This is a genomic window from Ruegeria sp. AB8 (genome assembly GCF_056542605.1).
This window is the reverse complement of the sequence record NZ_JBQGAB010000008.1, coordinates 39,619-59,414: the sequence shown is the minus strand read 5'-3', so window position 1 is coordinate 59,414 and position 19,796 is coordinate 39,619. Positions and strand designations below refer to the sequence as shown.

The window sequence follows — 19,796 nt, the reverse complement described above, 5'->3', positions numbered from 1 at the left end:
CGGCCGCCTCAGCCCTCCATCTTGGCATCGACCATCGCCTCTTCGGCGATCATTGCTTCCAGTTGGCGGCGGAAGCGCAGCTGGCCTCCGTCGATGTTCAGGTCGATATGGGGGCTTTCCTTTTCGTCCATGCCGATCTGTACCTCTTCGAGAACGGCCAGGTCTTCTTCGAATGCGTGGCGGACATCCTCACTCATCATCCTGGAAAGCTCGGCGTCGTCCGGGCGGATGTTGCGCAGCTGGAACCAGTAATACCGGGTCTCGGTTTCCGAGGTCGGCGTCATGAAGTTGTAGCTGTCCATGATGAAGGTCCGCGCATGCAGCGGTCCGTCCGGCCCCCCGGTACCAGCAGGGGTGAAGACGGCCTTAATCAGCGCATGGCTGGGATAGCGCACTTCATAGTGCTGCAGCCGGTCGCAATTGCCTTCGAACTCGACCACCTTCTTGTAAAACGGGGCAGGTTCCACATCCATCATCCACCGACGCACGACGATGCCGTTGTCCTTTTTTGTAACCGACAGCGGCGTGTCCTTCGTGGCATCCTGCGCGAAAGAGCTTTGGTGCACCCACGCGACATGCGTTGGATCCAGCAGGTTGTCGGTCATGTACAGATAGTTGCACCTGATCTCCATCGCCGCACCACGGTTGATGCCCCAGTCGGGGTCGTCGTAATGCTCGATCTCGAAGATCTCGGAAGGCTCGGCCATGGCCGGATTGCCCATCCAGATCCAGACCAGTTCGTATTTTTCATGCACCGGATAGGAATGCACCTTAGCCGAGGAAGGAATGCGCCCTTTGCCGGGGGCCGAGACACACTGACCGGCGCAGTCGAACGTCAGCCCGTGATAGCCGCATTCCACATCGTCGCCTTTCATGCGGCCTTTTGACAGCGGCAGTTTGCGGTGCGGGCAGGCGTCCTCCAGCGCGACAACCTCACCGGCCCGGGTCCGATAGATACAAATTTTCTTGCCCAGAACCCGGATTTGCCGCAGCTCATGAGTGATTTCGGAACTCCAGGCCGCAACGTACCAGGCATTTTTCAGAAACACGGCTCACCTCCCGCAGAATAGTTTATTCGCGCTTTAGGAACTTATGTGCGGGGAATGCAGGCTTGTATAGTATTGCTGCCTGTCTTGTTGCTTAGGAAAACTAAATCATTTTACCGATCTCTTGAGGAGTTTCCGAGCGATTTTGAGACGTCGCGTCCTGCCTGCAGAATCCAGTCCAGAAAGCTGCGTGCCGTTCGTTCGTCCAGCGCGCCTTCACCCCAGCAGACCAGATAGGGTCTGGGCAATGGTATTTCCTGTTCGGACAGGCGACACAGATAGCCCATCTGCAAGTCCCGTTGAACAAAAGATGTTTGTGCCAACGCCACGCCACGTCCCTGAATGGCGGCATCCAAAGCCAGGCTGGACAGCGAAAAGACGGCATCCTTCCGTCGTGGTGAGGCGTCGATATCGTTCGCTGCAAACCAGTCTTCCCAGTCCGGGACGTCTTCGAAGCCGGGCCCCCAGTCTGTGCACAGCAGGGGCGCGCGCGACAGTCCTTCCGGCGTCACAAGCTCGGGGTGGTTGCGCGCGAACTCCGGCGAGCATACGGGAAACAGGGTGTCCGTGAACAGTTCCTTTTGGAACGGGAAATCCCGCCCCTGATCACCATATGTAAGTCTGAACGAGACGCTCAGCAAATGGCGGTCCGGTTCCTGATGGGTGGAATCCAGCCGGATTGAAACGCCGGGATGCTGTTGCTGAAAATCGCCGAGAATCGGGTAGAGCCATTTGGACAGCAAAGATGGCAAGGCGCTTATGGACAGGCTCGTCTCACGCTCCATCCGCGCAAGGTAATGCTGCGCCCGATGCAGTGCTTCGAACCCTTCGGACAGGAACTGGTGGTAAACTTGTGCATCCTGGCGCAGAAAAACGCTGCGGCCCCGCCGGGCAATCAGCGCGCGACCGGTTTGTTCTTCCAGTACCTTGAGCTGCTGACTGACCGCACCGGGTGTGACGTTCAGTTCCCGCGCGGTATCGGCGACGGAATTGGTACGCCCAAACACCTCGAATGTTTGCAAAGCCCGGAGGGAGGGGAGGGGGGTTCGACGCATATGTACCGCTTGAAGAAGTTTAGAAAAACTGCATTGTGATGCAGGCTACCCAACTTGGTGCCAGAAGAAAACAGATCCAGTTCAGGTGTGCTTTCAGAAAAGCGCTTCATTAGCCGACAGCTTTTCATCGATGGTCCTTTTTTTTGACAAACATCGACACCAACCCGGTCGTTCAAGTGGCCGCAGATTGATTTTGGCGAGCAACTGCATTCAAGAGAGATTCTGGTCGGATGGATGCCCACAAGGACCGGTGATTGGGCAAATCAAAGATTCGATGATCACTGATGGCCAATGCAAGATCAGATCAACGAAGGCTTTGAACTTAACCATAAAGATGAGAGCATGCGCGCAGTGGTCGAATTTGAAGCCGCTGACAAACGTGATATTTTCAGAAGGTGACTCGATGGTTCAGAATTGCCCGGTCCGATGCTCGCTTGATCTTGTAAGTCCGGGCAAACGGACCGGCTTCATCGACGTGACCCTGTCCAACAATGCGCTTGCTTTCAGCACCATTCGCGTTCCCATTGGCGTGTTGTGCGGTGGGGCCGGACCTACGGTGCTACTTACGGCTGGCAACCATGGGGACGAGTACGAGGGGCAGCTTATCCTTCACCGGATGCTGAGAGAGCTCGAGCCGGAGCAGCTGAACGGGCGCATCATTGCGCTGCCGGCATTGAATGCGCCTGCCGTGCGTGCGCGTACCCGTGTGTCGCCACTGGATCAGGGAAATATGAACCGGGCGTTCCCCGGGACACATGCTCCCGGACCGACGGCTGCCATTGCCCGGTTCGTGTCACATGAGTTGATCCCGCAATCCGACATCATTCTGGATTTTCACTCAGGCGGAACTGCCACGCGTTACATTGACTGTGCGTTCGTTTGCCTAGGGAATGATGCGGCGCTGAATGCAGACAATATTGATCTTGCGCGCCAATTTGGTGCCGATTTCACAATGGTGAGTCGAACGTCCGGCGAGGGTGCAGATTTCGACTCGGAAGCCTATCGTCAGGGCAAAAAATTCCTTTCCTGCGAGCTTGGGGGGATGGGCACGATGACCACCCGCTCTTTCCAGATTGGCTGGTCGGGCTGCTGCCGTGTTCTGTCAAACCTAGGGCTTTTCGCAGTCGATGAGGTCATGACGGAACCCGCGGATGCTGCCATGACCCGTTTTGTTGATGTGGGTGCAGACTGCTCGCATGTCACCAGTAATTTTGAGGGGTTGATTGACCTTCACGTGCAGCTTGGTGACGAGGTCGGCAAAGGACAGGTCGTTGCGACCTTGTATGACATACACAACATCGGGCACCCACCTGCATCATTGACGACCCAGCAGGACGGAGTCGTTTGCGTCACGCGTCGAAACCCTTTGGTCTCACCCGGTGATCACCTGCTGATGATTTGCGGGGACTACGCAATTTAGCCAATAGGCTGCGGGGGCTGGCCGAGATTCTGCCGCAGACCGACAATCACAGCATGGGCATGGGGGACGTGTTCAGGCAAGTGGCGACGAGCTGTGACCTATGTCAAGGACAGCGCTAGGGTCTCGGTGTCCATTGGGCGCGGTTTGTTGGCCGGGTTGCGACCCGTCCGATCATGAACAGTGTTGACGCTGGTTTGCCGGGGTTGTCCTTGCATTCGGCTGAACCCGGAGAAACAAAGATGGCTGATGGATGCGCCTGCGACCGGCACGCCCACATGTACGTGTCCGTGGCGGACGCCTTGACACGGGGGCTGGCCGCCGCCAATCCGATTGTCGAAACAAAGTCCGTACCGTTGACTGAGGCGATTGGCAGGGTTCTGGCCGAGGATTGCCTCAGCAGGACCGACATGCCCGCCTTCGACAACTCCGCCATGGATGGCTACGCGATCCGCACTCGCGATCTGGGCGCGGGGCCGGTCTTTGATCTGCCCGTCGCCGGGCGCGTGGCCGCCGGGGACAGTGGCGCGCATCAGGCACCCGCAGGAAGCGCCTTGCGTATCTTTACCGGTGCGCCGGTGCCGAATGACTTCGATGCCATTCTGATGCAGGAGGATTGCGAGCTATCAAAAGGCGGTATCCGCTTCTCAAGTCGCCCGACCGCCGAACAGCATATCCGCCGCGCCGGTGAGGACCTGAAAGCGGGGGCACTGATCCTGCGTCGCGGCTGCAAGATTGGCGCGCGCGAGGCCGCGGCGCTGGCCTCAGCCGGGTTTGGCCAGGTCAAGGTATACCGCAAGCTCAAGATCACCATCTTCTCGACCGGCAGCGAACTGCGCCAGCTCGGAGAAGACCTCGGCCCCGGCCAGATTTACAACTCGAACCGCTATATGCTGCGGGCGCTGCTGGACAAGCGCTGGATCGACCTGACGGACATCGGCCCGGTCGAGGATGACCCTGTTTTGCTGGAACAGGTCTTGCGGCAGGCATGCGACACATGCGATCTGATCGTCACAACCGGCGGCGTATCTGTTGGCGACGAAGATCACATGCCGCGCCTGTTTTCCGAAATCGGCGGTCAGACAGATGTGATGAAAGTGGCCATGAAGCCGGGCAAGCCGATCATGTTCGGACGTCACGGCGATGCGCTTTATATCGGGCTGCCGGGCAATCCGGTTTCCGCCTACATTACCTGGCAAATCATCGGGTCGCCGATGATGGCACGGCGCGCCGGTTTGCATCCAAGCCCGCTTGTCGCCGAACAGGCGGTGCTGGCGGAACCGCTGCAGCGTCATCCCGGGCGGCAGGAATTTCGCCCGGTGCAGATCCGGGGCACAGCTCCGGACGGCAGGCCGCGCCTGCACCTGATGGCACCGTCCTACAGCGGGCGCGTGGAGTTGCTGGCGCAGGCGGACGGGTTGGCCGTGATCCCGGCGGATGTCGAAACCCTACCAAAGGGGTACGCTCTGGAACTGATAAGGTTCTGAGCGCTCGGTGCCCGGGCCGAAGGTTGTGTCCCTATCGTGTGTTGAAAGACAGTGGCTTGATCCTCTGATGGGCGCAAAACAAAACCAAGCAGTCGCTGACTAACCACTAGTGGTTGTGAGCTTCATCAACCAAGACCTTGGGCAAGCTTCTTCAGCTCACATTGTGGGGCCACCAATCGTTCTGCCAACGCGACATTGTCTTCCATCAGCGCGCGGCAAATCTCTTCCTCCAGTTGGTTTGCAAGTCGCAGCAACAAAGGCGCGACTTCGTTGGCTCCGTTGTTGTTGCCAGAGGCTCCGGGTTGACCCAGTTTGTTCGTTGATACTTGTGGCATAGCGCGAATTCCTGATTGGCTCTCCGGAACATGGTATCCGCATGAACTTGGCGATGCCGTTGACTTATCGTTGATGTATCGTTGATCTTGCAGGCAGTGTGGGAGGAGCACATGCGGCGATGGGTATTGAATCTCAAGGATGGCAAATTGTCATCGGGAAAGGATCAATCGACACTATCGCCAAAAGCTACCGAAGTGCTGGAGTACATGATTTCCAGGGCCGGTATGGTTTTGTCTCGGGAAGAAATACTTCAGGCCGTATGGCATGGCTTGTTTGTGAACCCGGATCTTGTGCGCGAGTACATTTTTGAGATCCGAAAATCGCTCGGGGATGACGCAAAAAATCCAAGTTACATTGAGACTGTAGGGCGGCGTGGATTTCGGCTGATCGGACCAGTTTCCGTCCAACACGGTGAAGATCAGGCTTCGTACTCTGCTCTTTCCCCAGCGCAACCTAACCCATTGCCTTTGGTGAAATATTGTCGTTCCAAGGACGGGACCTCCATCGCGCATACTGTTTCCGGCGAAGGGTATCCGATGTTGATTTCCGGAAGCTGGACGACCCACTAGGAACAAGACTGGCAAAACCCTGCTTACGGCGATTACATTCGAAACCTTTCGGATAAGTTTACGGTCATTCGCTATGACCAACGGGGGAATGGTCTGTCCCAGTGGGCGGATTTCGACATCAGTTTTGAGCGCATGGTCGACGACATGGAAGTCGTGATCGATGCCTACGATTTTGAACAAGTAGCGATCCTGGGTTTGTCACAAGGCGCATCTGTTTCGTTGGCATATGCGCTGAGGCATCCGGAACGAATTTCGCATCTTGTACTAAGTGGAGGGTATTCAAGGGGGCGCAAACATCGCGGCAACGAAGCCGAGATTGAAGAAAGCGAAGCTCTTGTCAATTTAATCCGCAACAGCTGGGGAAACGAAAACCCCGCAATTCGGCAGATCCTGACAACGATGTTCATGCCGGACGCTACAAAAGCAGAAATGCAGTGGTTCAACGATTTCCAAAAGCTCTGCGGACCAGCCGAGAATATTGCTCAGTTTCGCGCTTTGTTTGACGACATTGACGTGAGCAACCTGTTAACAGAGATTTCATTGCCGACCTTGGTTCTTCACAGCGACAGGGATGCAGTGGCACCGCTTTCGGAAGGGAAAATACTAGCTTCCCAGATTCCGGATGCTTCATTCGTGCAACTGGATAGCCCCAACCACTTACTTTTTTCGTCAGAACCAGATTTCGAAAGAATGATTGCCAGCATCGACAGCTTTGTTCGGTCCTGATGCTTATTCTTGATGAGTTGTCGTTCCTTTTCCGACAGTTGCACAACAGGCCTGCCAAGAAACACCGCTTCAGCCCGGCGCTCTGAGAAATTCAGACGCCGGGCCGCTTGGCTCGAATCAGGCGGTTGCGCCCTTTATGCGGATGGCACTGCCCACCGCGCCCGCGCAAACGCCGACGGCGATGGCGATCATCAGTTCCAACACTTCGACATGGGCAAACTGCCATTTGGCAAAGACCAACGTCTCCAGCACGCCGACCACACCGCCCATGACCGCGCCCAGCCACAGCTTGCGGGTCATCATGCCAAGCGCCAAACCCAGAATGCCGGGCAGGCTGAGGATGTTGCCACCGATGGTTCCAAGTAATTCAAGCATGTGTCGAGCTCCTCTCAGTCTGCCCGTTTGGCCAGAAACGACCGGATTTCGTCACTGCCTGCCGAGGCGTGCTGCTGCAGGTTCTGCGGCGCCTCGTCCAGTTCGGCAGTGATGTCCTGATAGGTTTCCAGATAGTTGGGCGGCAGACTGTGGGCGATGCCCTGGTGGCAGTCGATGCATGTCATGCCGGAATCGATAGCGCGCTGATGCTCGGACGCGGCGCGGGTTTCCTGAAGGGTGAAGTCCATATACTCGAAATTGTGACAGTTGCGGCATTCGCGGCTGTCGGATTCCTTCATTTTCTTCCACACTGCCGAAGCCATGCTCAGACGATGGTCCTCATATTTTTCCGGGGTGCTGATGGTGCCGGCCAGCTCGTGATAAACGTCCTTGACCGCCATGATCTTGGCTTTGATCTTGTGGTTCCATTCGTGCGGCACGTGGCAGTCGGAACAGATCGCGCGCACGCCCGAGTGGTTGTTGTAGTGGATCGTCTCGCGGTATTCACCAAGATTGGTTTCCATCGTGTGGCACGAGGTACAGAATTCCTCGGTATTGGTCAGTTCCAGCGTCCAGTGGAAACCGCCCCAGAACAGGATACCGGCCAGAAAACCGGCCAAAATCAGGAAGCCCGAGCTGAACATCACAGCCGGAGTCCAGATCGCGTTCCAGAGGCGGCCAATCCAGCCGCGATTTTCGGGGGAGTCTGCCATATCGGTGCTCCTTTCAAAGATGCGTTGGATCAGTTGCCGGAAGAAGGTTCGAATTCATTGTCGACCAGCGCCGGAGTGTCGGCCTGCGGCACGTGGCACTGATTGCAGAAATACCTTGTACCCGCGATCCGGTCCAGTTCACGGCCTTCGCGGTCCAGGTAGTGGGTCATCGAAAGGGTCGGCGCGTTGCGTTCGCCCGCTTTGGTCCAGTCGTGACAGGACAGGCACTGATTGGTGCGCAAGTCGATCTGGTATTGTTCAATGGAATGCGGGATCAGTGGTGGCTGCTGGCGATAATTCCGCTGCATGCGTCCTTCGACATTGCGATGGACCTGATCGAGGACCACTGGTTCATCCACTTCGGCTCCGCGTAGCGAATTCACCTGAGCGGACTGCGCCAGAGCAAACCCACTCAGGAGCAAAACGGGGATCAGGGCAATTCCGCCTGTCAGGATTGGTCTATTCATCATGGCACTCCCTTAGATAGGTCTGGCGGCGCGCGGCTTGGGCGCGGCGGCTGGATCGGCAGGCGCGACGAGGGCCTCGTCGAACCGGTGAGTAAATTTGAAGACATCGACCGCACACACATCAATGCAGCGGCCACAATTGGTGCAGTCAGGCGACAGGATCAGTGGGCTGGATCCCGGCTTGCCCTTCAGCGCGGGCGAAATCACCTGGTTTTCCGGGCAGACCGCATAGCAGTCCATGCAATCGTCACATGCGGCGCGGTTACTGGCGCTGACGCGCAGCAGGCTTTTTGCGCCGATCAGGCCGTAGAATGCCCCGACGGGGCAGATATGTCCGCACCAGCCATGGCGTGCGACCAGCAGGTCAAGCACAAATATCGCGGCGATCATGGCCCAGACAAATCCCATGCCGAAGATCAGGCCCCGGTGCAGCATGGTGATCGGATTCACGATCTCCCACGCAATCACGCCGGTCAGGCCCGAGACGATCAGGACTGTCGCCAATATCCACAGCCGGGTGCCGCGCTTTGGCTGCCAGCCTTTCGGCAGGTCCAAACGCCGATGCAGCCAACTGGCGGCATCAGTCACCGGGTTGATTGGACAAACCCAGGAACAATAGACCCGGCCACCGATCAGCGCGTAAGTGACAAGCACGATCAGCCCGCCGATCAGTGCGGTCAGTTCGGGCCAGTGGCCTGCCACCATGCTTTGCAGCAGGATCAGCGGATCGGTCAGCGGTAGAACGCCCAATGTCAATGATCCGGCCAGGTTGCCCTGAACGATCCAGATGCCAAACCACGGCCCCAGCAGGAACAGCACCAGAAAGAACACCTGGCTTGCCCGGCGCAACAGCAAAAAGCGATGCGCGCCGATCCAGCCCTTGGCCTCTATCGCCTCTTGGCCCACAGGTATCTGGGTGCTGGCGCTCATTGTCCCACTCCCGGCAGGTTGTATTCGGGCGCAAACCCTCCGGGTGTGACCAGATTGTCGGTGCCGGGCCCCGGCAGGCGGTCGGGCAGGTCAATGATGCCCTCGACCAGAGGAGCGCCCTTGGCGGCCTTTTCTTCCCAGCCCTTGCGGTAGTGATCCGCCGCGCTGCCACGCGCCAGACGGGCTGGAAGCACCTTTATTGCGGCTTCCGGCAAAACGCAGCTTTTCTCGCATACGCCGCAGCCGGTGCAGCGGTCCGCATGAACCGTCGGCGCAAAGATCGCGTGGCTGCCTGAGCGGGTATTGTGTGACGGCTCAAGCGTGATGGCCTCATCAATGACGGGGCAGACGCGATAACAGACATCACAGCGCAGGCCGAGGTAGTTCAGGCAATTCTCCTGATCTACCAGCACCGCAACGCCCATCTTGGCATCGTCGATGTTGTCCAGCGACGGGTCCAGCGCGCCGGTGGGGCAGGCGGCGACGCATGGAATGTCGTCGCACATCTCGCACGGCACGTCGCGGGCGGTGAAAAAAGGCGTCCCGGTGGCGCCGGAATCCGAGCCCAGTTCCGCCAGTTTCAGCGTATCGTAAGGGCAGTCCCGCACGCATAACCCGCAGCGGATGCAGGCCGACAGGAAATCCTCTTCGGGCAGCGCACCGGGCGGGCGCAGGGCCTCGGCCGGCAGGCTGCGCGCATCGCGCGCCAGCCAGGCCAGCAACGATCCTGCAACCACGCAGCCGCCCGCCGCGCGCGCCGTTCCCTGCAGGAAACGACGCCGTTGCGGCGAAAGAGGTGTGCCGGCAAGGGACATGGGGACTACCTTCGCGATCCGTGCCGGTTACGCGCGCTCGACCTTGCAGGCGCATTTCTTGAAGTCGGTCTCCTTCGAAAGCGGGCAGGTCGCGTCCAGCGTCAGCTTGTTGGTCAGCTGTCCCTCGTCGAACCACGGCATGAAAACCAGACCACGCGGAACCTTGTTGCGCCCGCGGGTCTCGACCCGGCTTGTGACTTCGCCGCGACGGGTGGACAGAACGATCTCCTGACCACGGCGCAGACCCCGATCCTTGGCATCTTGCGGATGCATGTAGACCACGGCCGCCGGATAGGCGCGGTGCAACTCGGGCACCCGGCGGGTCATCGAGCCGGAATGCCAGTGCTCCAGCACGCGACCGGTGCACAGCCACAGGTCGTATTCCGCATCCGGCTCCTCAGGGGCGGGTTCATACGGCGCAAAGATGATACTCGCCTTACCGTCAGGCTTGCCATAGAATTTCACGCCTGCGCCTTCGGGCACGTACGGGTCATAGCCTTCGCGGAAACGATAGAGCGTTTCCTTGCCGTCCACGACCGGCCAACGCATGCCGCGCGCCTGATGGTACATTTCGAATGGTGCCAGATCGTGGGCATGGCCACGTCCGAAATCGGCATATTCCTCGAACAGACCCTTCTGGACGTAGTATCCGAAATGCTCGGCATCATCGTTGTCGAAACCTTCGGCAGTTTCCGACAGCGGGTACTGGTCGATCTTCCCGTTGGCATACAGCACGTCATACATGGTCTTGCCGCGATGTTCCGGCATGGCAGCCAGCAGATCCTCGCCCCAGACCTCCTCGACGGTGAAGCGTTTCGCGAATTCCATCAGCTGCCACAGGTCGGACTTGGCCTCACCCGGGGCCTTGACCTGCTGCCGCCAGAACTGGGTGCGGCGCTCGGCGTTGCCATAGGCGCCTTCCTTCTCGACCCACATGGCGGTTGGCAGGATCAGGTCGGCGGACAGGGCGGTAACGGTGGGGTAGGGGTCCGACACGGTAATGAAGTTTTCCGGGTTGCGGTAGCCGGGATACCCTTCTTCGTTGATATTCGGCGCGGCCTGCATGTTGTTGTTGCACTGCACCCAATAGGCGTTCAGATCGCCATCCTTCAGCTTGCGGTTCTGCAGCACAGCGTGGAAGCCCGGTTTGGGCGGGATGGTGCCCGCAGGCACGTTCCATGCGGTCTCGCAGATTTCGCGGTGCTTGTCATTTGTCACCACCATGTCGGCGGGCAGACGGTGGGCAAAGGTGCCGACCTCGCGCGCCGTACCACAGGCCGAGGGCTGACCGGTCAGCGAGAAGGGCGAGTTGCCGGGTTCGGAAATCTTACCAACCAGCAGGTGCACGTTGTACATCAGCGAGTTCACCCACGACCCGCGGGTATGCTGGTTGAACCCCATGGTCCACAGGCTCATGACCTTGCGGTTCGGATCGGCATATTGCTGGGCCAGCTTCTCAAGCTTTTCGGCGGGCACACCGGACAGTTCCTCGGTGTATTCCAGCGTGTATTCCGACACCGCTTCGGCATATTCCTCGAAACTGATCGGTTCCATCTTGCCGACATTGGGGTTCGCTGCCTCTTGCTGCAGCGGGTGGTTGTCGCGCAGACCATAGCCGATATCGGTGGCAGTCTTGGTGATGTTGACGTGGTTCTTGACGAATTCCTCGTTCACCGCGCCGTTCTGGATGATGTAGTTGGCGATATAGTTCAGGATCGCCAGGTCGGTCTGCGGATTGAACACCATGCCGTTGTCGGCCAGCTCGAACGAGCGGTGTTCGAAGGTCGACAGAACATGTACCTCGCACCCCGGCTTGGTCAGGCGCGTATCGGTCAGGCGCGACCACAGGATCGGGTGCATCTCGGCCATGTTCGATCCCCACAACACGAAGGTATCCGCGTGCTCCAGATCGTCATAGCAGCCCATCGGTTCGTCGATACCGAAGGTGCGCATGAAACCCACAACGGCCGAGGCCATGCAGTGCCGCGCATTCGGGTCGATGTTGTTCGACCGGAACCCGGCCTTCATCAGCTTGGCGGCAGCATAACCTTCCCAGACCGTCCACTGACCGGAACCGAACATGCCGACACTGGTCGGACCTTTCTTGGCCAGCGCTTCTTTCCACTTGGCGGCCATCACGTCGAAGGCTTCGTCCCAGCTGACCGGCTCGAATTCGCCGTTCTTGTCATATTCGCCGTTTGACTTGCGCAGCAGCGGAGTGGTCAGGCGGTCATTGCCGTACATGATCTTGGACAGGAAATAGCCCTTGATGCAGTTCAGGCCCCGGTTGACCGGCGCGTCCGGGTCACCTTGCGTGGCCACGACGCGGCCATCCTTGGTGCCGATCAGAACCGAACAGCCTGTGCCGCAAAACCGGCAGGCCGCCTTGTCCCAGCGAATATCCGGCGTTGCCACCTGGGCATTGGCCTGTCCGGCGGCCATTGGAATACCTGCGGCCGAAGCAGTGGCTGCCGCGGCTGAAGCTTTTAGAAAAGTCCGGCGAGATTCAGAGATGGTCATTGCATGGGCCTCCTGCTGGTCGGTTGGCTTGGGGCATCAGGACGCGGATAGCTTTCCGCGAGATCCTCGAAATGGTGATAGGTCAGCGTCAAAGAGATCACTCCGGGGATCTGGTGCAGATCCATGATGATCTCGGACGCCATACGTGCGGGCGTGTCTTCGACGACAACGACAAAGCGGCCGTCGTCGGTTGCGGCGTGAACCTCGACCCCCGGCGTGTCTTCCATGACCTGGCGCGCTGTGCCGGTGCTGTCCGGGGCGACGTGAACAAGGCAACCGCAGATATTCATTGCAGTGTCTCCGGGTGTAAGGTTGCAGGGCGTTCAAATCTGACCGCGTCGGCGGGGCAGGACGTGGCGCAGCCGCCGCATCCGGTGCAGGTCTCGGTATTCAGAACCGGTTCCGCCTTGCCGCCAGGCATCAGCTTGAACCGGATCGAGCCTTCATCGCAGCTGTCCTGGCAAAGGCGGCAACTGATCCCGTTCAGTGACAGGCAAGCGCTGGCGACGATGGATGCGCGCCAGGGCCAGTCGGCCATGCGATCAGCGATCAGGGCGCCCGTTTGGCAGGCTTCCACGCAATCGCCGCAGAACGTGCACGCCCCGTCCGTCATCCGTAGCGTCGGGTATCCCCCCGCGCTGAGCGTAATGACATCTTCGGGGCAGGCGTCCAGACAATCACCGCAGGCGGTGCACAGGTCCAGAAACCTGCTTTCCACCGCGCCCGGAGGCCTGATGGCACCGGGGTCTTCGCGGAGCATGCGCCCACTGAGAAAAGCGCGTCTGCTGGTTGGCTGACTCATGCGTTGCTGACCTGCGTTTCTGGGGGCAGGTGATCCTGCCCGGATTCGCTTGCTAGCGCATTTTCACAAGACCGGAGTTGATCCAGATCATGTTTTTTTGGAACCGTTTCTCCAGCTTGCAAAAACAAGGCAGACACGCCCAAGAGCGGTTGCCGAAGTATCTGCTTGTTTGCCAGCGAAACATCCACTCTCACAGTGGTACAACACCTTCGGCCCTTTGCCAAAACTTTTGTGCCACAATCAAAAGTTGTGATCAGATCATCATCTCGATCCGACTGCCGGGAAAGTGGGCCAGCACGGTATCAACCCGCGTCTTTGGGATCAGGCAAAGGGCTGTGGAAAGACCATCGGCAATCGCCGCTCGGGGGGCCGAGACCGAGACGGCCCGGTGCAAGGGCTTGCTACCGTCCGGGCTCAGGATGTGGCCCTGACCGTCCTTCAGAATCGTGCCTCCGGGTGCAGAAGTGGCAACCGCCCGGTCGCTGATCCCGATCCGTTTCAGAACCGCACCGTCAGGCCCGGCCAGCCCGACACGCCAGTGGCGGCCATCCGCGTTGGCGCCTGTGGCTGCGATCTCGCCCATGTCCACCAAAACGTTCCCAAGGCCCATGGACCGCAACAGATCGGCAATACGATCTGTTATCGCCCCCTGCGCTATTCCGTTCAGGGTCAGAGCCGACACACCGGGTTGTGGCAGAAGAATATGATCTGCCGTCACTGTGACTTGGTGCCAGCCGACCACCTGCCGGGCCGAGCGGATCACGCTTTCATCGGCACCAGAGGCCAAGGCAAGCCACAGAGGTTGAACACTCGGATCAAACGCCCCATCCGATGCGTCATGCAGTGCCGAACACAGGCTGAGAACGTTCAGCAACTCCGGCGCGGGGGCGGTCAGCGTCCCGTCGCGGTTCAACCTGCTCAACTCAGAATCGGGGCGATAGAGGCTGAAAATGTTCTCAAGCCTGCGCAGTTCCGCCTCGATGGCAGAGTTCACAGGACTGGCCTCGTCATCGGTCAGACCGGACAATTGCAGGCTGGCACGCGCGCCCAGTGCGGTGCCGCGCCAATGAGCGACTGGGGCAGCCTTTGCTCCGGCGGGCAAGGCCATGCAAGCCGCGGAAATCGACAGGAAACGGCGACGGGACAAAACGGTCATACGGGGGTCTCCAGATTCAGGTCCAGATCGACGGGCCCCAGAACCTCGTCAGCCGGGATGTCGGACAGGGGCAGGGCGGTGCCGCCATACCGATTGATAAAGTCATCGGCGTCGGCGGGATCACCAAAAGGAACAACCTCGCGTGCGCCCATGCCGCCGGCGACGTTGGCCCCGACCACAAATGTCGCGCCGTCGGCGGTGATCCAGTTGGAGATACCGGGTTCTCGCCAGTTTACCGCGATGCCCATGTCACTAACATAGACGGCGGTAATCTTGGCATCGCGTTCAGGGCTTTTCAGATAGGCCACCATGTCGCGCACTTGCGCAAAGAACAGCGGCGCAGGGTAGCCATCCAGATGAATCTGGCCCTTGGGTCCACCATGTTCGGCGATGTTCATCTGGCAGAAGAAACTCAGCGCGTCCGGGGTCAGATCGACCGGATCGGGGGCGACAGCGACCTCTTCCTTGCAGGCGGCCAGAGCAATCAGCGCAATCAGGCACAGGCGTTTCACGGCTCGACCCTCCGGAATGCCGCACGGGCAAGGGCAAAACCGATCACCGGCCAGAGCAGCAGCGACGCTGGTGCGGCCCAGACGGGCAGGGCCTGAGCCGCACCGGTCATACCAGACGCCATGGCGACGCCTTCGGTCGCGGCGATGTTCCACAGACGGAATGCGTCGGCCGGGTTGGCCACCATCACCCATGGAAAGACGGATTGGGTGAAGGTGCCGCCCTTGTCCATGACGACGGCCCCCAACAGGCCCAGATCATAAAGGACGACAAATACCAGCCATAGCCCGGCCGACAGACCTGCCGCCGCCGTGGACCCCTTTGCCAGGGCGGACAGCAGGTATCCCAGCGCCAGAAAGACAGCGCCCAGAAGGATGGATGTAAGGATGAGGCGTGCCAGCGCCATCAGGCTTTCCGGGCCTGCGCCACCAAAGAAGGCGGCGACGGCGCCAGCGGTTCCGAAACCGACGGTCATGGCAAAGGCCAGGGCGGCCAGATGGGCGGTGAACTTGCCTAACAGGATTTCTCCGCGCCCCGCCGGGTAGGACAGCAACAGCGACAGGCTGCCCCGGTCCACATCCCCCGCGATAGCGTCGAACGAGATCATCAGCGCCAGCAGCGGCGCCAGGTAGACTGAAAGCGTTGTCATCGAGGCGACCGAGACGGTCAGCATGTCAACGCCCAACGTGCCGGTCGGGGCGCTGCCTGCAAAGGTCAGGGCTAGCGCGAACAACACCATTATCAACGTTGCCACCAGCAGCCAGCGGTTGCGGCGCAGGATCAGCATCTCGGTGCGGGTGATGGCGAGGAAGCGGGTCATAGCCTCTCCTCCTGTGCATAATGGCGATAGAGGTCTTCCAGCTTGGGCGGGGTCATTTCCACATCCGCCACCGCGTCGCCCAACCCGGCGATTCGGCGCAGGGCCTCCATCTTGTCGTCAGATGTACAGAGCAACTCAACGGATGCGCCGTTGATCCGGTTGCCGCCCAGTTCGGCGGCAAGCGCTTCAGGGTTTGCGCTGGCGCGGACCCGCAGGCGTATCGGAAGTCCCGCCAGGGCGGACAGGTTGGTCAGCGTATCGTCGGCCACCATCCGGCCCTTGCGCATGATGGCAATGCGGTCGGTACGCGCCTCGACCTCGGTCAAAGCATGCGAGGCGATCAGGACCGCCGTGCCTTGCGCCGCCAGTTCGTCGATGATGGCGTAGAGATCCTGCCGAGAAATCGGATCCAACCCCGATGTCGGCTCGTCCAAGAGGGCCACTTTCGGCCTGCCCAGAAGAACCTGAGCCAGACCCAGACGCTGCCGCATCCCCTTGGAATAAGCGCCAATCCGGCGGTCGAGTGCATCGCTCAGGCCGACGCGTTCCAGCAGACCGGGCACATCGGCTTTGGCTCCGGACAGCTTGGCAAACAGCGTCAGTTGCTCGCGTCCGGTCAGGGCCGGGTGGAAGGAGACCGCTTCGGGCAGATAGGCCGTCTCGCGCCGCGCTTGTGCGCTGCCGGGGGCGGCATCCCCGATCCGAATGGCACCACCATGGATAGGTGTCAGTCCGAGAATGGATTTGATCAGGGTTGACTTGCCCGCACCGTTATGGCCCAGCAACGCGACGCGCTGGCCGGGGGCAAGTGACAGGGTGATATCGTCAAGAACGCGGGTTTTCCCTCGGTCCTTGAGTACATGGTCGATTGACAGGGCCTTATCCGTCATGAGGCACCTTTTTCATAGCTGGGGGTTCAGGGGCTTGCATTAGCGGGTTGCTGTCCATCACACCGCCCGGCAGCAGGGCCGGGAATGCAGATTGGGACCAGCGCACCAACTGCACGGCAGGCGAGCCGAGCAGCAATTTGGCTGAGGGTTGGGTCCACAGCACATGGTCCATCGAGTCATTGGGGCGATAGGGGGCATCGGCGATACCGTTGCCATCCACATCATACGCGGCGAAATCGGACCAGTAATTGCCGCGCCCTTCTTCTGACCACTCGACCCATTTGGTCGAAACGTATTTCACCTGTGTCCGGTTACCGACAAAGGCGTTGCCGACGATCCGATTGCGCTCGGACCCGGCGGTAAAGTGGATGCCGATGCCGCAACCTTGGAACCAGTTGTCGGTAAATTCGTTTTTGTTCGAGTTATAGAGGAAGGTGCATTTTTCCTTGGCACCTTTCACCACGTTTCCGGTGATAACGCTCTTGTTAGCGTAGTTCAGCATCACGCCATGTTCCCGGTCACTGATCGAGACATTGTTGGCGACGGTCACATTGGTCGTGAACATCACCGCATAGCCCAGATCGTTCCCGATTGAGACGTTGTCGCTGACCACCGAATTGTCGGCATACATGTAGTGCACGGCAAATCGAAGATCGCGGAACAAATTGCCCGTGAAGGTGTTCTTCTTGGACGAGTTCACAAAGATCCCATCGCGGCCGTAGCGAATGTCGTTGTCTTCCACCCGCGCGCCCGGCGCGTTCCAGACGTAGACTCCATTGCCACGGTCGTTCATCCGCTGGTCCAAACGCCCTTCGATCCGGTTACCACGCACGATGCTGTGCTTGGCCCCGTGAATGTCGACGCCATAAAGGTTGCCCAGCAATACGTTATCCTCGACCACTGGCGCATTGGCCGTTTTGGTCAGCTGGATGCCACTGTCGATTCCGTCATGGTCAGAACCCGAGCCGACCACCGTCAGCCCGCGTACCGTTACGCCCGGCCCGGTCACGGTAATGACGCTGCCGTCGCCTTGCCCGTCGATGGTGGCCTGGCCCTGCCCGTCGAGGGTAACGGGCCGGTCCAGAACCAGTGTTTCAAAGTATACGCCTGGGCTCAGGCGGAGGGTGTCTCCATCCGCCGCCTGCGCCAGTGTTTCGTTGATGGCCCCCGCCCGGTTGGGCACATCCCAGTCCGCCGCCCAAAGGGGCGAGCCGAGCAGGAGCGGTATGAGCAGGGACCAACGCATCGTTATGCGCTCCGCGGCTCAACAAACATCCGGCCGCGCATTTCCATGTGCAGCGCGTGGCAGAACCACTGGCAGTAATACCAGTGCACGCCCGGACGGTCAGCAATGAAGGTGACCGAGGCGGTGGCCTGAGGTGCGATCTCCATCGCGACGCCAAAGTTCGACAGGCACAGACCGTGGGTCACATCATCCACGTCATCCAGGTTGGTGACATAAATGGTGACTTCATCACCCTGCTTGACCGTGAACTTCTCCATGCTGAAGACAGGCGCGGTCGAGGTCATGTAGACGCGGACCTTGTTGCCGTCACGGATGGGTTCTTCGGCCCCTTCCTCCAGATCGACACCGTCTGCCGCGGCCTGCTGGCGCGCATCTTCCCACATCGGGTCGTTGCGGTCCCAGACATTGACCGGGTTCACCTTCGACCGGTGAACGATGATCGAGTCATGAGGCTCTGCAAAGGTCGGGCCGTCGTGGACCACTTTCATCTTGTCGCCCGAGATGTCGATCAGCTGCTCGTTCTCGGGCTTCAGCGGACCCACGTTCAGGAAGCGGTCTTTCGAGAACTTATTCATCGAAATCAGCCACTTGCCGTCCGCCTCGGCCGTTTCGCCCATCGAGGTCGAGTTATGGCCGGGCTGATAATGCACATCCACCTTGTCGACAATGGGATCGACGTCCGCACCCGCATAGGCTTCGATGGCCTTGGCGATGTCCCATTTCACCACCTGGCTGTCCAGGAACAGGGTGGTATAGGCATTGCCCTTGCCGTCGAACGCGGTGTGAAGCGGGCCAAGGCCCAACTGCGGTTCAGCAACGATGGCGGAACGCGGATCGGCATTGTCAGCAAACAGCGCGTCGACTTTCTCCACATCGATCACGGACACGGTCGGCGACAGCTTACCGTTGATCATGATGTGTTTCTTGTCGGGCGCGGCGTTCACACCGTGCGGCGAGTTCGGGATCGGGATATAGCGGGTCAGGTTGCCGCCAGCCTCTTTGCGGCCGTCCACGACCTTGACGCCGTTCAGTTCCTGATAGTTCCCGGCGGCCACGGCCTCTTCGATGCCCTTGAGGTTGAACACGACCACATGGTCCAGCTCGTTCTCGGTCATCTCGGCCAGGTTCATACCCATTTCCGAGTTGTACGAGGTCGAGAAGGCGTATTTGCCCTGATAGTCGCAGTCGGTGTTGTCGAGGTTGCCCGACACCATCACCTGCCACGCGATCTCCATCGTGTCACCGTCGATGGCGGTGAAGATGTTCACGTATTGCGACGGATCGTCGAGGATCTGACCATCATTCACCAGCGGCGCTTCATGCTCACCATTGGCAAAGACGTAGCCGGTGCGCGGGTATTTCTGCGGACGCAGGCCGTGGATGTCGTGCGCGTTCGGGATCTCGATGATCTTGTCGCATTTCATCACGTCACAGCGCACACGGGCCACGCGGGTGTTGGCCTTGTCATTCATGAACAGATAGCGGCCGTCATAGGTGCCATCGGTGAAGGACATGTGCGGGTGGTGCAGGTCGCCGTTGTCGTAAGTCACCTTGCCGTTTGCGGCCAGGAATTCCTTGGTTTCGGGCAGCAGGCCCTCGGTCAGGATTTTCAGTGACTCGTTGGTCTGACCCCAGCCCGTGGCCGAGCAGCGGTTGAACACCGGAACCCGCATCAGTTCGCGCATGGACGGCACGCCCATAATGCGCAGTTCACCGGTCTGGCCCGAAGACCAGAAGCCGTAATACTCGTCCAGTTCGCCCGGTTCCAGCGCGGCATTGGCGGCAGCGCTGGCTTGCTTGGCCGTCATCAGGGTCGAGCCCAGGCCGGTCCCGGCAATCACCGCGCCGGTGGCGGTTGCCCCCAGCATCCCGCGGCGTGTGATGTTCAGTTTGTTTTCATTGTCCGACATGATCGT

General features: G+C 59.6%; 21 protein-coding genes. 4 read left to right on the top strand and 17 right to left on the bottom strand.

Annotated elements, in window-relative coordinates; genetic code table 11:
• Positions 1 to 8: 8 nt before the first annotated feature.
• Positions 9 to 1,049 carry an aromatic ring-hydroxylating dioxygenase subunit alpha gene (locus tag ACR0CG_RS10045; protein WP_480524515.1) on the bottom strand — a complete coding sequence of 347 codons (1,041 nt, stop codon included), beginning with the start codon at positions 1,047 to 1,049 and terminating at the stop codon, positions 9 to 11.
• Positions 1,050 to 1,159: 110 nt separating this feature from the next.
• Positions 1,160 to 2,101 (bottom strand): LysR substrate-binding domain-containing protein, encoded by a 942-nt coding sequence (locus ACR0CG_RS10040; protein WP_480524513.1) that lies wholly within the window; start codon positions 2,099 to 2,101, stop codon positions 1,160 to 1,162.
• A gap of 403 nt (positions 2,102 to 2,504) precedes the next feature.
• On the opposite strand from ACR0CG_RS10040, the gene ACR0CG_RS10035 reads away from it, so the two are divergent.
• Together ACR0CG_RS10035 and ACR0CG_RS10030 are read left to right on the top strand one after the other, a co-directional pair.
• A complete protein-coding gene (locus ACR0CG_RS10035; protein WP_480524511.1) occupies positions 2,505 to 3,521 on the top strand; it encodes a succinylglutamate desuccinylase/aspartoacylase family protein in 1,017 nt (338 codons plus the stop codon).
• A gap of 239 nt (positions 3,522 to 3,760) precedes the next feature.
• Positions 3,761 to 5,005, top strand: a complete 1,245-nt coding sequence (locus ACR0CG_RS10030) for a molybdopterin molybdotransferase MoeA (protein ID WP_480524509.1) — start codon at positions 3,761 to 3,763, stop codon at positions 5,003 to 5,005.
• A gap of 125 nt (positions 5,006 to 5,130) precedes the next feature.
• Here the strand turns inward: ACR0CG_RS10030 and ACR0CG_RS10025 are convergent, their stop codons facing one another.
• Entirely contained in the window at positions 5,131 to 5,340 is a 210-nt protein-coding gene (locus tag ACR0CG_RS10025; protein ID WP_480524507.1) for a hypothetical protein, read from the bottom strand.
• Positions 5,341 to 5,451: 111 nt separating this feature from the next.
• On the opposite strand from ACR0CG_RS10025, the gene ACR0CG_RS10020 reads away from it, so the two are divergent.
• On the top strand, positions 5,452 to 5,910 hold the full coding sequence (locus ACR0CG_RS10020; RefSeq protein ID WP_480524505.1) for a winged helix-turn-helix domain-containing protein: 459 nt from the start codon (positions 5,452 to 5,454) through the stop codon (positions 5,908 to 5,910).
• 36 nt (positions 5,911 to 5,946) lie between these two features.
• Entirely contained in the window at positions 5,947 to 6,636 is a 690-nt protein-coding gene (locus ACR0CG_RS10015) for an alpha/beta fold hydrolase (protein WP_480524729.1), read from the top strand.
• 117 nt (positions 6,637 to 6,753) lie between these two features.
• Here the strand turns inward: ACR0CG_RS10015 and ACR0CG_RS10010 are convergent, their stop codons facing one another.
• The 14 genes from ACR0CG_RS10010 to nosZ all read right to left on the bottom strand — a co-directional run bounded on the left by ACR0CG_RS10010 (position 6,754) and on the right by nosZ (position 19,790).
• Positions 6,754 to 7,011 carry a hypothetical protein gene (locus ACR0CG_RS10010; protein WP_170614021.1) on the bottom strand — a complete coding sequence of 86 codons (258 nt, stop codon included), beginning with the start codon at positions 7,009 to 7,011 and terminating at the stop codon, positions 6,754 to 6,756.
• 14 nt (positions 7,012 to 7,025) lie between these two features.
• Positions 7,026 to 7,724 carry a NapC/NirT family cytochrome c gene (locus ACR0CG_RS10005; RefSeq protein ID WP_170614020.1) on the bottom strand — a complete coding sequence of 233 codons (699 nt, stop codon included), beginning with the start codon at positions 7,722 to 7,724 and terminating at the stop codon, positions 7,026 to 7,028.
• Positions 7,725 to 7,753: 29 nt separating this feature from the next.
• Complete coding sequence (locus ACR0CG_RS10000; RefSeq protein ID WP_480441068.1) at positions 7,754 to 8,194, bottom strand: nitrate reductase cytochrome c-type subunit; 441 nt, start codon at positions 8,192 to 8,194, stop codon at positions 7,754 to 7,756.
• Between the two features lie 9 nt (positions 8,195 to 8,203).
• Entirely contained in the window at positions 8,204 to 9,121 is a 918-nt protein-coding gene (napH, locus tag ACR0CG_RS09995) for a quinol dehydrogenase ferredoxin subunit NapH (RefSeq protein ID WP_480524503.1), read from the bottom strand.
• The gene (gene napG / locus ACR0CG_RS09990) at positions 9,118 to 9,936 is read right to left on the bottom strand and encodes a ferredoxin-type protein NapG (RefSeq protein WP_480524501.1); all 819 of its coding nucleotides are present in this window, start codon (positions 9,934 to 9,936) and stop codon (positions 9,118 to 9,120) included. Before napG ends, napH begins: the two co-directional genes overlap by 4 nt.
• A gap of 27 nt (positions 9,937 to 9,963) precedes the next feature.
• Entirely contained in the window at positions 9,964 to 12,456 is a 2,493-nt protein-coding gene (gene napA / locus ACR0CG_RS09985; protein ID WP_480524500.1) for a nitrate reductase catalytic subunit NapA, read from the bottom strand.
• The gene (locus ACR0CG_RS09980) at positions 12,453 to 12,746 is read right to left on the bottom strand and encodes a chaperone NapD (RefSeq protein WP_170614015.1); all 294 of its coding nucleotides are present in this window, start codon (positions 12,744 to 12,746) and stop codon (positions 12,453 to 12,455) included. The genes napA and ACR0CG_RS09980 overlap by 4 nt, the downstream gene beginning before the upstream one ends.
• A complete protein-coding gene (gene napF / locus ACR0CG_RS09975) occupies positions 12,743 to 13,258 on the bottom strand; it encodes a ferredoxin-type protein NapF (RefSeq protein WP_480524498.1) in 516 nt (171 codons plus the stop codon). Before napF ends, ACR0CG_RS09980 begins: the two co-directional genes overlap by 4 nt.
• 253 nt (positions 13,259 to 13,511) lie before the next feature.
• Complete coding sequence (locus tag ACR0CG_RS09970) at positions 13,512 to 14,414, bottom strand: FAD:protein FMN transferase (RefSeq protein ID WP_480524496.1); 903 nt, start codon at positions 14,412 to 14,414, stop codon at positions 13,512 to 13,514.
• A complete protein-coding gene (locus tag ACR0CG_RS09965) occupies positions 14,411 to 14,926 on the bottom strand; it encodes a nitrous oxide reductase accessory protein NosL (protein ID WP_480524495.1) in 516 nt (171 codons plus the stop codon). The genes ACR0CG_RS09970 and ACR0CG_RS09965 overlap by 4 nt, the downstream gene beginning before the upstream one ends.
• A complete protein-coding gene (locus ACR0CG_RS09960; protein WP_170808020.1) occupies positions 14,923 to 15,744 on the bottom strand; it encodes an ABC transporter permease in 822 nt (273 codons plus the stop codon). The genes ACR0CG_RS09965 and ACR0CG_RS09960 overlap by 4 nt, the downstream gene beginning before the upstream one ends.
• Positions 15,741 to 16,634, bottom strand: coding sequence for an ABC transporter ATP-binding protein (locus ACR0CG_RS09955; protein ID WP_170614010.1), 894 nt, complete (start codon positions 16,632 to 16,634; stop codon positions 15,741 to 15,743). Before ACR0CG_RS09955 ends, ACR0CG_RS09960 begins: the two co-directional genes overlap by 4 nt.
• Complete coding sequence (locus tag ACR0CG_RS09950; RefSeq protein WP_170614009.1) at positions 16,624 to 17,880, bottom strand: nitrous oxide reductase family maturation protein NosD; 1,257 nt, start codon at positions 17,878 to 17,880, stop codon at positions 16,624 to 16,626. The genes ACR0CG_RS09955 and ACR0CG_RS09950 overlap by 11 nt, the downstream gene beginning before the upstream one ends.
• Before the next feature lie 2 nt (positions 17,881 to 17,882).
• Positions 17,883 to 19,790 (bottom strand): TAT-dependent nitrous-oxide reductase, encoded by a 1,908-nt coding sequence (gene nosZ, locus ACR0CG_RS09945; RefSeq protein WP_480524492.1) that lies wholly within the window; start codon positions 19,788 to 19,790, stop codon positions 17,883 to 17,885.
• Positions 19,791 to 19,796: the final 6 nt, after the last annotated feature.